Origin of the sequence: Mesorhizobium sp. M8A.F.Ca.ET.161.01.1.1, assembly GCF_004792105.1 — a bacterium.
Classification (GTDB): Bacteria; Pseudomonadota; Alphaproteobacteria; order Rhizobiales; family Rhizobiaceae; genus Mesorhizobium.
In genome coordinates, this window is record NZ_SRTD01000021.1 from 84,499 (window position 1) to 97,784 (window position 13,286).

The 13,286-nt window shown below is 63.4% G+C and carries 14 protein-coding genes and 1 tRNA gene; 9 read left to right on the plus strand and 6 right to left on the minus strand.

Annotated features, from left to right (window positions below; all coding sequences use genetic code 11):
* The first annotated feature begins 320 nt into the window (after positions 1-320).
* The 3 genes from exbB to EN804_RS30895 are packed head-to-tail and all read left to right on the plus strand — an operon-like array spanning position 321 to position 2,684.
* Positions 321-1,268: a tonB-system energizer ExbB gene (exbB, locus tag EN804_RS30885; protein WP_135922008.1), complete on the plus strand. Its 948-nt coding sequence runs from the start codon at positions 321-323 to the stop codon at positions 1,266-1,268.
* A gap of 13 nt (positions 1,269-1,281) precedes the next feature.
* Positions 1,282-1,749 carry a TonB system transport protein ExbD gene (exbD, locus tag EN804_RS30890; protein ID WP_127872884.1) on the plus strand — a complete coding sequence of 156 codons (468 nt, stop codon included), beginning with the start codon at positions 1,282-1,284 and terminating at the stop codon, positions 1,747-1,749.
* Positions 1,746-2,684, plus strand: a complete 939-nt coding sequence (locus EN804_RS30895) for an energy transducer TonB (RefSeq protein WP_127872885.1) — start codon at positions 1,746-1,748, stop codon at positions 2,682-2,684. Before exbD ends, EN804_RS30895 begins: the two co-directional genes overlap by 4 nt.
* Positions 2,685-2,699: 15 nt before the next feature.
* Here EN804_RS30895 and EN804_RS30900 read toward each other — a convergent pair whose 3' ends face one another.
* The 3 genes from EN804_RS30900 to EN804_RS30910 all read right to left on the minus strand — a co-directional run bounded on the left by EN804_RS30900 (position 2,700) and on the right by EN804_RS30910 (position 4,395).
* Positions 2,700-2,951: a hypothetical protein gene (locus EN804_RS30900; protein WP_127277088.1), complete on the minus strand. Its 252-nt coding sequence runs from the start codon at positions 2,949-2,951 to the stop codon at positions 2,700-2,702.
* A gap of 298 nt (positions 2,952-3,249) precedes the next feature.
* Positions 3,250-3,999, minus strand: coding sequence for a helix-turn-helix transcriptional regulator (locus EN804_RS30905; RefSeq protein WP_127277086.1), 750 nt, complete (start codon positions 3,997-3,999; stop codon positions 3,250-3,252).
* Between the two features lie 320 nt (positions 4,000-4,319).
* Positions 4,320-4,395: transfer RNA gene (locus tag EN804_RS30910), tRNA-Ala, on the minus strand.
* A gap of 148 nt (positions 4,396-4,543) precedes the next feature.
* Between EN804_RS30910 and EN804_RS30915 the strand changes: the two genes are divergently transcribed.
* Positions 4,544-4,837: a YggT family protein gene (locus EN804_RS30915; protein WP_015315112.1), complete on the plus strand. Its 294-nt coding sequence runs from the start codon at positions 4,544-4,546 to the stop codon at positions 4,835-4,837.
* Positions 4,838-4,844: 7 nt separating this feature from the next.
* Entirely contained in the window at positions 4,845-5,168 is a 324-nt protein-coding gene (locus tag EN804_RS30920) for a DUF167 domain-containing protein (protein ID WP_135922009.1), read from the plus strand.
* 3 nt (positions 5,169-5,171) lie between these two features.
* Here the strand turns inward: EN804_RS30920 and EN804_RS30925 are convergent, their stop codons facing one another.
* From EN804_RS30925 to EN804_RS30935, 3 genes are read right to left on the minus strand one after another with little or no spacing between them, the layout of a single operon-like run.
* Positions 5,172-6,053 carry a MurR/RpiR family transcriptional regulator gene (locus tag EN804_RS30925; protein WP_127277082.1) on the minus strand — a complete coding sequence of 294 codons (882 nt, stop codon included), beginning with the start codon at positions 6,051-6,053 and terminating at the stop codon, positions 5,172-5,174.
* A 16-nt stretch (positions 6,054-6,069) separates the two neighbouring features.
* Positions 6,070-7,140, minus strand: a complete 1,071-nt coding sequence (ugpC, locus tag EN804_RS30930) for a sn-glycerol-3-phosphate ABC transporter ATP-binding protein UgpC (protein ID WP_135922010.1) — start codon at positions 7,138-7,140, stop codon at positions 6,070-6,072.
* A 2-nt stretch (positions 7,141-7,142) separates the two neighbouring features.
* The gene (locus tag EN804_RS30935) at positions 7,143-7,913 is read right to left on the minus strand and encodes an SDR family oxidoreductase (protein WP_135922011.1); all 771 of its coding nucleotides are present in this window, start codon (positions 7,911-7,913) and stop codon (positions 7,143-7,145) included.
* A gap of 181 nt (positions 7,914-8,094) precedes the next feature.
* Between EN804_RS30935 and EN804_RS30940 the strand changes: the two genes are divergently transcribed.
* The 4 genes from EN804_RS30940 (at position 8,095) to EN804_RS30960 (ending at position 12,962) form a co-directional block, all read left to right on the plus strand.
* Entirely contained in the window at positions 8,095-9,321 is a 1,227-nt protein-coding gene (locus tag EN804_RS30940) for a sugar ABC transporter substrate-binding protein (protein WP_135922012.1), read from the plus strand.
* A gap of 384 nt (positions 9,322-9,705) precedes the next feature.
* Positions 9,706-10,575, plus strand: coding sequence for a sugar ABC transporter permease (locus EN804_RS30950; RefSeq protein WP_127277074.1), 870 nt, complete (start codon positions 9,706-9,708; stop codon positions 10,573-10,575).
* On the plus strand, positions 10,572-11,396 hold the full coding sequence (locus tag EN804_RS30955) for a carbohydrate ABC transporter permease (protein WP_127277072.1): 825 nt from the start codon (positions 10,572-10,574) through the stop codon (positions 11,394-11,396). Before EN804_RS30950 ends, EN804_RS30955 begins: the two co-directional genes overlap by 4 nt.
* Before the next feature lie 78 nt (positions 11,397-11,474).
* Positions 11,475-12,962 (plus strand): M81 family metallopeptidase, encoded by a 1,488-nt coding sequence (locus EN804_RS30960; RefSeq protein WP_135922013.1) that lies wholly within the window; start codon positions 11,475-11,477, stop codon positions 12,960-12,962.
* Positions 12,963-13,286: the final 324 nt, after the last annotated feature.

Consider the following 13,286-nt stretch of genomic DNA (forward strand, 5'->3'; position numbering starts at 1 on the left):
CATTCTAGCGACTTCGCATCGATGCCGCGACACCGGAAGTCCGGTATCGTGCGGTGGATATCGCCGGCGCGGATCGCCCATAATCGGTAACAAGCCGTCACGGCGCTTCAGGGTTTTGACCGGCACATTCCCAAGAGTTGTTGAGTGCCGTTGTCATCTTCAATGTTGACTAGTAAGTTCATGTTTTATAGTCAACCCGGGCACCTGCCTGCCGTAACCAGGATTGGAAAACGGCGGCCGCGCTGGAGAAATGCCATGGCCGGGGCCGAAGCCGATACCCAGACCGCATTCTGGCCGCCGTGAGAGCAAGGAAGAAGCTCGTGTCGAGACATGGTTTGTTGGCGGCGTTGGTCGCATCGGTGATCCTGGCGGCGACCGGCGCGGTGGCCCAGGAGCAACCGGCCGTCGCTGCAGCAGTAGTCGGGGCCCCTGCCGCGCCGGCAGAAGCGGCACAAGCTGCTCCAGCTGTACCGGCACCCGCCCCACCGGCGGCTGAAGTACCAGCGATGCCTGCGCAGCCGCAGCCGGCGGGGACGGGCCTTGCGGGGACGATGGAGCTGAACCTGCCGCACGACCTGTCGCCATGGGGCATGTTCATGGCCGCCGACATCATCGTGAAGGCGGTGATGATCGGATTGGCGTTCGCGTCGCTCGTCACCTGGACGATATGGCTGGCCAAGTCGCTGGAAATTTTCGCCGGCAAGCTGCGTGTCCGCCATGCCGTCCGCGCGATCGGCGATGCCGCGACGTTGAAGCAGGCGAGCCGGGCGCTCGACCGCAGTGGCGGTCCCGGCGCGCTCCTGGTGCGGGCCGCCGAGGAAGAGACCGCGCTTTCGGCCGGCGCGCTCGACCATGTCGGCGGGGAGGGACTGAAGGAACGGGTCGCCTCGCGCCTGTCGCGCATCGAGGCGGCAGCGTCGCGGCGCATGTCGCGCGGCGCCGGCCTGCTGGCGACGATCGGGTCCACGGCGCCTTTCGTCGGCCTGTTCGGCACAGTCTGGGGCATCATGAACGCCTTCATCGGCATTTCGCACGCGCAGACCACCAATCTCGCCGTGGTGGCGCCGAGCATCGCCGAGGCGTTGCTGGCCACCGCGATGGGGCTGGTCGCGGCAATTCCGGCGGTTGTGATTTACAACGTCTTTGCCCGCTCGATAGCCGGCTACCGGCAGACACTGGCCGACGCCTCGGCGGGCGTCGAACGGCTGGTCAGCCGCGACCTCGATTTCCGCGCGATAGCACCCGCGGCGGTGCTGGCGGCAGAGTAGAGGGGGCGGTGCCGTGGGAAGCAGGCTTCGACAGACCATGGACGACGATCTCGAGGAGAGCCACGAGATCAATGTCACGCCGTTCATCGATGTCATCCTGGTGCTGTTGATCATCTTCATGGTCGCAGCGCCGCTGGCGACGGTGGATGTCAATGTCGACCTGCCCGGCTCGACCGCGATGCCGGCGCCGCGGCCAGAAACGCCGATTTTCCTGACATTGAAGGATGATCTCACGCTCGCGATCGGCAACGACACCGTGCCGCGCCCGGCTTTTGCCGCCACGCTCGACAGCCGCACCAAGGGCGACAAGCAGACGCGAATCTTCCTGCGCGCCGACAAGGCGGTGGCCTATGGCGACCTGATGGAGACGATGAACCTGCTGCGTGCCGCCGGCTATCTGAAGGTCGCCCTGGTCGGCCTGGAGGCGGCGCCCGCCGGTGATGCCGCCGCACCGGTGCCAGGCGGAACGGCTGCCCCATGACACGATCGGCCGCCTCGCCCACGATGGGGCTGTCGCGCTTCGGCTGGCGCGACCTTGCCCTATGGGCATGTGCGGCCGTGCTGATGCTTGGGGCGCATGTCGCCGTCGCTTATGCTGTGCAGAATTTCAGTCCAGTCGAACCGTCGGATAGCGGGCCGCCGCCGGCGCCGGTGATCGAAATGGCGCCGATGATGATGACGCCGGCGGCACCCGAACAGGCGGCGATGCTCGATGTAGCGATTCCCGACCAGACCGAGCCGGTCGAGGAGACGGAGAAGACCGCCGAGCCCGACAAGGTAGTCGAGCAAGCCGAACCTGCTGCCGAGCTGGAGACGGTGCCGCCGGACGAACCCATGGAGATGATAGAGGTCGAACCGGTCGTCCAGCCGCCCTTGGACGAGGTCGTCCCCGATATTGTCGAGGCGGTCGCGCCGGAGGTTGTCGTCCCGATGCCGCGGTCAAAGCCGGCCGAAAGACGCAAGGACAAGAAGCCTGCCGAAGCCAAGGTCAAAAGGCCTGCCGACAAGCTCAAGCCAAGGCCGAAGAAGGAAAAGGCCGAACCACTGAAGACGGCAAGTGCCGCGAGCGCCGAAGCCAGGCCCGCCGCCAAGGCAGCGGCGCCGAGTTCGGCGGCCGGGTTTTCGGGTGTCAGCCCGGCCAAATGGGAATCGCGGCTGACGGCGTGGATCAATCGCCATAAGCGCTACCCGAGTGCCGCGAAATCCCGTCGCGCGCAAGGCAATGTGAATGTGACTTTCACCATGGACCCGTCCGGCCGGGTGCTGTCGGCGCGGGTCGTGCGTTCGTCCGGTGATGCCGAGCTCGACCGCGCAGCGCTCGCGGTGCTGCAGGGCGCCACCGTGCCGGCGCCGCCGCCGGAACTCGGCTCGCGCGTCATCCGTACGGCGCCATTCGTGTTCAGTCTACAGGACTAGCGCCGCCCCGTCGCGCTACGCTGTTCTTGGTTGAGCGTGGTTGTCTTTCGCGTGTGCCTTGGGATGCATCGGGTTGCCGCTGAGCTGCGCATGTCTGGCCGGGCGTGCGCCGCGCAAGACATCGAAGGCCTCGGCATAGGCCATGCCGAGCAGATAGGAGATCATGGGAAAACGGCTTGCTTCGGCCATCTGCACCAGTTCGTTGGTCATCGTCGCGATATATTGCAGACTATCGAGCTCTGACTGACGTAGTGACTGATTTGACACCTGCTGCTCCTGTCATCGGATGGAACTCTAGGAATGCGTATGGGCTACACTGGACATGTCGAGTCGGCCAATTGATGGTCGAGCCCGCCGAATGCGGGCCAAGTTCGTACCCGCGAGTAGAAAGGTAAGGTCCGGAGAGTTAATGATTTGTTAAAATTGTAGTAAATCAAATATGATCTAAAATATCTTTCCTGGCTGTAAAGTCTAAAAAAATCGATTTTACTCAGATATGGAGTAGGCAATCGCTAGCATACGCTTTTTCGGGATATTCTTGTTCTTATTTAGCGTAAGCAAGTTGCTAATCCAGCCCGTCCCGGGCAAGGCTGACGACGAGCTGATCGACGCCGGGATCATCGAGCCTGACGACATGCGCCATGCGGATCGCATGCCTGGGCGGGATATTGGACATGTCCTGCCGCATGATGACCGACACGAATGCCGGCCCGGTTTCGGTCAGAAGCATGGCCTTGCCTCTCAGCACCGGTTCGGAGATAGGCGCCCATTGCACCGAGATCAGCGATGGCTCGCCTGTCTGGCGGCGGTTGACGCCGCTGAAATAGATCCAGTTGAGGCGCGAGATCGCCACGCCATAATGGTTGCCGCGCGCCCGCGCCCATGTCGAGCCGCGGCGCTCCGACCATCCGGTGACCCAGCGGAATGTGACCAGTTCAGCCTCGCGACGCACGAAGGTCACCGACCGCATCAGGAGGTCGGCGCGGGTCGGGATCGAAAAATAGGTGAAATAGGTGCCGCCCGCGATCGACGGGGCGGGCGGGCGGATCATCTGGGTGAACAGGCTTTCGGAGATCGGCGGCAGGCCGGGAGCCGTGGGCTCGGGGGTGCCGGGGTCCCGGTACAGTTCGGCCTCGTCGATTCGGAAGTAGTCGCAGATCAGCTTGGCGGTGGCCTTGTTGGGGACGGTCTGCCCCTGCAGGTAACGCTCGAACTGCGTGCGGTTGATGCCCAGTTCGCGGCACACCGCGCTGACGGAAGCATGGTCCTTGCAGAGCCGCCTGAGATTTGCAGCGAGATTGTCGCGAATGGACACTTTTTTGCTTCCGCGGGCGGCTTCTTCATTTCGACTCGGAATCCGTATAGCGCCTTCGGTCGCCCCCGCCGAAACGCCTTGTCACAACACACAGAAAAACTGATTTGAGAACGCCAGTCTAATGGGGCGGCTTCCAAAAAAAATAGCGCCGATCGGAAACCGGCCATCGCCATAAGTCCAATTGACAACCATTTCACCTTGGAAAGGCGAAGTCGCTTCTGGCCATTTTTGGGGGCATTGACGCCGGGTGATGCATCGCGATGTATAGGATGATGCTTGGGCGTTACCGCGCCGGAAAGGCGGACAATCGATTATTCCGCTGGTGGAGCTGAGGAGGATCGAACTCCTGACCTCGTCATTGCGAACGACGCGCTCTCCCAGCTGAGCTACAGCCCCGTCCAGCGGATGGCGCATTTATCGGGCGACGCGGTTTCCTGTCAAGGCGGCGCTTCACCAAAAACCCGCCCGCCGGTCGCGTGGCTGAACCCTGCCCTTGCCGGTTCGGCGCGTAGTGGCTACATGTCGGCAACAATTGGAGACCGGCATGCTCGCCCTCATTCAAACCATCGTCATGGCGCTCGACCTCTATTGGTGGGTCATCATCGCTTCGGCGATCTTTTCCTGGCTCTATGCCTTCAACGTCGTCAACTCGCGCAATCAGTTCGTCGGCAGCATCGGCAACATGCTCTACAGGTTGACCGAGCCGGCGCTGCGGCCGATCCGCCGCTTCATGCCCGACCTTGGCGGCATCGACATCTCGCCGATCATCCTGCTTTTGATCCTGTTCTTCCTCAGGCAGTTCATTCTCACCACGGTGGCGCCGCTGTTGCTGGCCTGACGATCGCATGAGCGCGCCGTACCGCATTCGCGAGAACGGCGTTGATCTGTTCGTCCGGCTGACGCCGAAGTCTTCCGTGGACCGGCTGGAAGGCGTCGAAACATCGGCGGACGGACGAAGCCATTTGGAGGCGCGGGTCCGCGCCGTGCCGGAAAATGGCGCCGCCAATCAAGCGCTGGAGAGGCTGGTCGCCAAGGCGCTGGGCGTGCCGGCATCTTCGGTTTCGGTCGTTGCCGGCGGCACGGCCCGTCTCAAGACGCTGCGCATTTCAGGCGAACCGGCGGCGCTGGCAAGAAGTGTCGATGCGCTCTGCCGTCTATCCTCTACCTGAAGTTCAATCCCCCAGCGGCAAACGCGGATCGTCGACCTTCAGCGTGTTCACGCTCTGCTTGATGCGGCGCAGGTTCTCCAGCACCTTCGGGCCGCGGGTCTCGGCGACCGATGTGACGATCATGTCGACGATCGCCAGCAGCGCGTAGCGCGACGATGTCGGCTTGTAGATGTTGCCGTCCTCGAGCGGCTGCAGGTGGATGACCGTGTCGGCGACCTTGGCCAGCGCGGAGTCGGGCGCAGTGACGGCCACCGTGGCGGCGCCATATTGCTGGGCGACCTGCACCGCCTCGATGACCGAGCGCGCATAGCCGGAGACCGAGAAGGCGACGACGGTGGTGTCCGGCGTGGCAACGGCGGCGTACATGCGCTGCAACTGGCCGTCGATCTGCGCCAGGACCGGCAGACCCAGCCTGAACAGCCGGTTCTGCATCTCGGTCGCCATCATCGAGGAAATGCCACCCGAACCGATGCACAGAACATTGCCTGACGCCGCGAGGCGCGCGGCGACGTCGACCAGTGTCGTCATGTCGAGGTTTTCGCTGACGCGCTGGATGGAGGCGATCGCGGCTTCGGTGATGGCCGATGCGATGCGCTGTTCGCGGGCATCGCGGCTCAGCGGCTCCGGCGACAGATACTGGCCGCCGATGGCAATGGCCTGCGCCAGATAGAACTTGAAGTCGCGCAGGCCCTCGCAGCCGAGGTTGCGGCAGAAACGGGTGACTGTCGGCTCACTGACGCCGACGCGCGCGGCAATTTCCGAGATTGCTGCCTTGGAGGCGAAGTCGAGATCGGACAGAACGAGGCTTGCCAGCCGGCGATCCGACTTGGTGCCGTCCTGCGACATCAGTTGCAGCCGCGTGATGATGTCGGCCGGCGTCTTCATATTCGAGTTTCCGTCGTCATCTCAGCGGCAGGCCCGTCGCCGTGTCGAACAGATGGATGTTGCCGGGGGCGACCGAGACCGGCAGCAGGTCGCCAGGCCGGACCGGCACCCGGTCGCGGAACACGGCGCGCACAGTGTCGGCGCCAATGGTGCCGTAGACATGGGTTTCGGAACCGGTCGGCTCGACGACATCAACCTTGAGCGCCATGGCATCAGTGGCCTCGCCGACGATGAAATGTTCGGGCCGGATGCCGGCCTCCACGGCACTGCCTGCCGGCACCGGTTTGCCGGCGAGCGCAAGCCGTCCGCCGCCGGTCGACTCGAACCAGGTTCTCTCGGGCGTCGTCTTGAGCGCCCCGGAAACAAAGCTCATCGACGGCGAGCCGAGGAAGCCGGCGACGAACTTGTTGGACGGCCTGTCATAGAGCTCCAGCGGCGCTCCGACCTGCTGGATCCTGCCGCGATCCATCACCACGATGCGGTCGGCCATGGTCATGGCCTCGATCTGGTCGTGGGTGACGTAGACGATGGTCGATTTCAGCCGCTGGTGCAGTGCCTTGATCTCGGTGCGCATCTGCACGCGCAGCTGCGCGTCGAGATTGCTGAGCGGCTCATCGAACAGGAAGACGGAGGGTTCACGCACGATGGCGCGGCCCATGGCGACGCGCTGGCGCTGGCCGCCGGAGAGCTGGCGGGGATAACGGTCGAGGTAGGAGAACAGGTTGAGGACGCCGGACGCCTTCTTGACATTCTGGTCGATGGCGGTGCGGTCCTCGCCCCGGATCTTCGGACCGAAGCCGATATTGTCCGAGGCCTTGAGGTGAGGAAATAGCGCATAGGACTGGAACACCATGGCGATGTTGCGCTGCTGTGGCGGCAGGTCGTTGGCGCGTGTGCCGCCGATCAAGAGGTCGCCGGAACTGATGGTCTCCAGGCCCGCCAGCATGCGCAGCAAGGTCGACTTGCCGCAGCCGGACGGACCGACCAGCACCACGAATTCGCCGCTCGTGATGTCGAGGCTGATGTTCTCGAGTATCTTGTGCTGGCCGAAGGATTTCGACAGGTTGCGAAACTCGACGTCGGTCATGGTCACGCTCCCAATATGTCGTCGATGAACGGCAGGCAGCCGGCGGTCAATCCCGCGTCCACGGGCATCACCACGCCTGTTACGCCCGAGGCCCGGTCGGAGGCAAGGAAAGCCACCGCTTCGGCCACTTCCGGGGCGTTGACGATGCGGCCGAGCGGATAGAGCCGCTGCAGCTTGCCGATTATGTCGGGGTTCTTGGCGAGGCGATGGTCCCAGGCGGCGGTGCGGATCGATCCGGGGCAGACCACATTGGCGCGCACGCCGCTGCGGCCGAGCTCGACGGCGATCGATTTGGCATAGGCGTTGATGCCGGCCTTGGCAGCGGCATAGGCGGGGTTGCCGAAATGCGCGATGGCGTTGACGGACGAAATGAAGACGACGCTGCCCGAACCGCGCGCGGCCATCGCCTTGGCAATGGGATCGGCGAAAATCATCACGCCGGTCAGGTTGAGGTCGAGTTCATGCTCGATCCTGTCCGCCGTCAGCGCATCGAGCGTCTCGGCGCGCGTCCAGCCGGCATTGTTGATCACAATGTCGGGGACGCCGTCCTTTTCGAGCACTGCGGCGACCGCGGCTTCGACCGAGGCCCGGTCGAGAAGATCGAAGACATGACGCGAGGCAAGGTGCGGGCTCGCCAGCGCCTCCTCGGACTGGTCGCAGCCGACCACCCGTGCGCCCCTGCCGGCCAGCAGTGCGGCGATCGCGGAGCCAAGGCCGCCACCGGCGCCGGTGATGACGACCGTCCTGCCTTCGAATTCGGCTCTCGAAACCACGGCGCTTGCTCCTCCGGCAGGTCAGGCAGATGCCGGCAGGCTAAAGAATGGAATGTAATTAAGCAACATCATAATCCGCTTGCATGCGGCAAATTCATCGATAATGTAGGAAAGTCACATAAATCTTGTGTCAGCACCGGCACAGGGAGCGCAAAAGCGTGGACCAAATGGGAGAGATCAGATGAACCTTGCGAAATGGACTGCCGGCCTGATGGCCGGAATGGGCATTCTGGCCTTCGCGGCGCAGGCAGAAGCTGGCGAAGTGCGGGTTACCGTCGCCGAATACAGCGCCAAGACCGGCCCCTACTTCGAAGAGGTCAAGAAAGAGTTCGAGGCGAAGAATCCCGGGATCACCGTCAAGTTCGAGGTGGTGCCCTGGGATGTGCTCCTGCAGAAGCTGACCACCGACATCACCGCCGGCACCAATGCTGATCTCTCCATCATCGGCACGCGCTGGCTGATCGACTTCGTCCAGCAGGATGTCGCCGAGCCGCTCGACAGCTATATCACGCCCGAATTCAAGGGCCGCTTCATCGACACCTTCCTGTCGCCCTCGATCATGGGCGGCAAGACCTATGGGTTGCCGATCGCCGCTTCGGCGCGCGCCATGTATTACAACAAGGAGCTGTTCGAGAAGGCCGGCATCGCCAAGCCGCCGGCAACCTGGACCGAACTGCAGGAGGATGCCCGCAAGATCAAGGCGCAGGGTGCCTTCGGTTTCGGCCTGCAGGGCAAGGAGATCGAGACCGACGTCTACTACTACTACGCCATGTGGTCGCAGGGCACCGAGATCCTCAACAAGGACGGCACGTCGGGCCTCGGCACGCCGGGCGCGCTCGAAGCCGCCAAGCTCTACAAGTCGATGATCGACGAGGGGCTGACGGAGCCCGGCGTCACCTCCAACAACCGTGAGGACGTGCAGAACCTGTTCAAGCAGGGCAAGGTCGGCATGATGATCACCGCGCCCTTCCTGTCCAACCAGATCAAGGATGAGGCGCCGAGCCTCAAATACGGCGTGGCCGCCATTCCGGCCGGGCCGACCGGCGCGCGCGGCACCTATGGCGTCACCGATTCCATGATCATGTTCAAGAACTCCGAGAACAAGGATGAGGCCTGGAAGCTGATGGACTTCCTGTTCACCACGGAGCAGCGCGCCAAGTTCACGCAAGGCGAAGGCTTCCTCCCGGTGAACAAGGAAGAGGCCAAGATGGACTATTACGTCAACAACGCCGATCTCGCCGCCTTTACCGCGCTGCTGCCGGATGCCCGTTTCGCGCCGATCATCCCGGGCTGGGAAGAAGTCGCCCAGATCACCTCGGACGCCATGCAGAAGATCTATCTCGGCGGCGACCCCGAGGCAGGCTTGAAGGAGGCGGCAGTCAAGGCCAATGCGGTGCTGAAGAAATAGGGCCGTGTTCAAGAAATAGGGCGTATCTCCCTGCGCCCGTGGCGCGCCCCCGACTCAGGCGGGGCGCGCCACACTTCTAGAAGTGTTCGGCTGCTCTCCAATGTCAGCGCCGCCCCTCATTGCCCTGCCGGGCATTTCTCCCCGTATAGTGACGGGGAGAAAGGGCTGGTCGCAATCTCGGCGCCCTTCTTGGACGCTGGTGACTGGCGAAAGCGGTGACGAAAGCACCCCCTCTCCCCGTCACTATACGGGGAGAGGATGCCGGCAGGCAGGTGAGGGGCGGCGCCGACGGCGGGAAAGAGTTCGAAACCGGGCGCCTGGGAAGAACAGGTCTGTTGGCCAACCAGCGCTACTGATGCCTCGCAAAGCGGTACAAACCAGCCGATGCAAAATCGCTTCCTGCCCTATCTCCTGACCCTGCCCAGCCTGTTCCTGGCTGCGGTGGTCATTTTCTGGCCGGTCTGGGACCTGATCCAGATCGCGACGCACGACGTCAATCGGTTTGGCCAGTTGCGGGAGTTCAGCGGCCTGACCAATTTCGCCGCGCTCACCGCCGATCCCGATTTCATCGCGGCCCTCTGGCGTACCGGGCTGTGGACGGTGCTGGTGGTCGGCGGCGCGCTGCTGGTCTCGATCCCGGTGGCGATGATCCTCAACACCGATTTCTATGGCCGTGGCCTTGCGCGCGTCATCATCATGCTGCCCTGGGCGGTGTCGTTGACCATGACGGCGGTGGTCTGGCGCTGGGCGCTGAGCGGCGAAAGCGGCATGCTGAATTCGGCGCTGATCGGGCTCGGCCTGATCGACCACAACATCCAATGGCTGGCACAGGCCGGCACGGCCTTTCCGATGCAGGTGCTGATCGGCATATTGGTGACGGTGCCGTTCACCACGACGATCTTCCTCGGCGGCCTGTCGTCGATCCCGGATGATCTCTACGAGGCGGCCGCCTTGGAGGGGGCAACGCCGCTGCAGCAGTTCCGCGAGATCACCTTTCCGCTGCTGAAACCGTTCATCAACATCGCCATCGTGCTCAACACGATCTACGTCTTCAATTCGTTCCCAATCATCTGGGTGATGACGCAGGGCGGGCCGGCCAATTCGACCGACATCCTGGTGACCCACCTCTACAAGCTCGCCTTCCGCATCGGCAAGCTGGGCGAGGCGTCGGCGGTGTCGCTGGTGATGTTCGCCATATTGCTGGTCTTCACCATGATCTATGTGCGCCTCGCCATGCGGGAGCAGCGCGCATGAGCAGCAAACTGAAGCGTACCGCCATCGCGTGGCTGCTGCTGGCGCCTTTGATCGTGGTGACGATCTTTCCCTTCGCGGTGATGTTCCTGACAGCGGTGAAGCCTCGGACCGAAGTGCTGACACCCACCTGGTGGCCGAGCGAGTTCCGCTGGTCGAATTTTTCCGACATGTGGGTGGCGACCGGCTTCGGCCAGGCGCTGGCCAATTCGCTCTACGTCTCGGTGATCGCTACCGTCGGCGCCATCTTGATCTCGGTGCCCGCGGCTTACGCGATGTCGCGCTTCCGCTTCGCCGGCTACGGCGCCTTCCGCCAGTTCCTGCTGATCTCGCAGATGATTTCACCGATCGTGCTGGTGCTCGGCCTGTTCCGGCTGATGGCCGCCTGGGGGCTCGTCGAATCGACCACAGCGCTCGGCTTCATCTACATGGCCTTCAACGTCGCCTTCACCGTGTGGATGCTGCAGAGCTATTTCGACACCATTCCGCGTGACCTCGAGGAGGCGGCCTGGATGGAAGGGGCCGGGCGCTGGCTGACCTTGCGAAAAGTGTTCCTGCCGCTTTGCCTGCCGGCGATCGCGGTGACGGCGATCTTCACCTTCATCAACGCCTGGAACGAGTTCGTCGTGGCGCTGACCATGCTGCGCAGCCAGGAGAGCTACACGCTGCCGATCCAGGTGTTCTCGCTGGTCGCTGGCCGCTACACGATCGAATGGCATCACGTCATGGCGGCGACGCTGTTGGCCACCTTGCCGGTGGCGATTCTGTTCATCTGGCTGCAGCGTTATCTCGTCCGGGGGCTGGCGCTCGGGGCGGTCAAATAGCATTCCAGCAATTCAGGAAAAGTTCCCAGCGGTTTTCCGCGCGGAATTGCGAAAAAACAAGAAGTCCACGGAGCTTTCATGCGTATCTTCACCGCCTCGCTGGCGACGGAAACCAACACCTTCTCGCCGGTGCCGACAGACCGGGCCTCGTTCGAGATGGCTTTCTATGCCGGTCCAGGCAAGCATCCGGAAACGCCGACGCTGTGCTCTTCGCCGATCGTGGCGCTGCGCCGCCGCGCGGCCGCGGAAGGTCTCACCGTGATCGAAGGCACCGCGACCTGGGCCGAGCCCGGCGGTCTCGTGCAGCGGCAGACCTATGAGGCGCTGCGCGACGAAATACTTGGCCAGCTCAAGGCCGCCTTGCCGGTCGATGCCGTCATGCTGGGCCTGCATGGCGCCATGGTGGCGCAAGGCTATGACGACTGCGAGGGCGACCTGCTGGAGCGCGTGCGCGGCATCGTCGGGCCTGGCGTGGTGATCGCCTGCGAGTTCGATCCGCACAGCCATCTGACGCCCAAGCGCGTGGCGGCGTCCGACATCATGGCCTATTTCCTCGAATTCCCGCACACCGATTTCTACGAGCGCGGCGAACACGTCGTCGAACTCGGGCTTGCCGCGGCGCGTGGCGAGATCAAGCCTGTCATCTCGACCTTCGACTGCCGCATGATCCAGGTGCTGCCGACCAGCCGCGAGCCGATGCGCTCCTTCGTCGACCGCATCAAGGCGCTGCACGGCAAGGACGGCGTTCTGTCGGTCTCCGTCATCCACGGCTTCATGGCCGCCGACGTGCCGGAAATGGGCACGCGCATCCTCGTCGTCACCGACAATGACAAGGCCAGGGGCGACGCGCTGGCGGAACAACTCGGACGCGAGCTCTATTCCATGCGCGAAAAGACAGCGATGACGATGCTTGATGCCGCCGACGGCATCGACCGGGCGCTGGCCGTACGTGCCGGGAATCCCGGCAAGCCCGTGGTCATCGCCGACGTCTGGGACAATCCCGGCGGCGGCGTTCCCGGCGACGGCACCTTCGTGCTGCGCCAGATGCTGGCGCGCGGCCTGGACAAGCTTGGCGTGGCGACGATCTGGGATCCGATAGCGGTGACCTTCTGCCTGGCGGCCGGCGAGGGCGCTGTCATAGACCTGCGTTTCGGCGGCAAGGCCGGGCCTCAAGCGGGTGAGCCGATCGACGCGCGCGTCAAGGTGCTGAAGGCTGTCAGCGAAAGCTGGCAGAGTTTCGGGCCGAGCCGCGTGACATTGGGACCGTCAGCGGTGGTGCGCATCGAAGGCACCGAGGTCGACGTGATCCTCAACACCAATCGCACGCAGACTTTCGAGCCGGACATTTTCTCCAACATCGGCGTCGATCCGCTGGCCAAGGACATGCTGCTGATCAAGTCGACCAACCACTTTTATGCCGGCTTCGAACCGATCGGCGCCGAGATCATCTATGTCTCGGCGCCGAGTTCGTATCCGAGCAATCCTGCGGTGACCGATTACAGGAAGCTGACACGGCCGGTGTGGCCGAGGGTGAAGGATCCGTGGAAGGTCAGCAGTAAGGGATAACGAGGGGACGTCTGCGCCGCCCCTCACCTGCCTGCCGGCATCCTCTCCCCGTATAGTGACGGGGAGAGGGAGCTGTTATCGACCGCTTCGCTAATCTCCATCGTTACAAGAAAGGCGCCAACGTTGCGGCCAGCCTCCTTCTCCCCGTCGCTATACGGGGAGAAGTGCCCGGTGTCCGAACCGGATAGATAGGTAACAGAATGGACCGATAGCATGGGTGACAGTTTTCTTGTCCGCCGGGAGGACCGGCGATGGTTTGGCGAGAAACTGGGATCATGGACGAGCGGCTACGGTTTGTTGTGGATTGCCTTTCGGGTGAAGAGA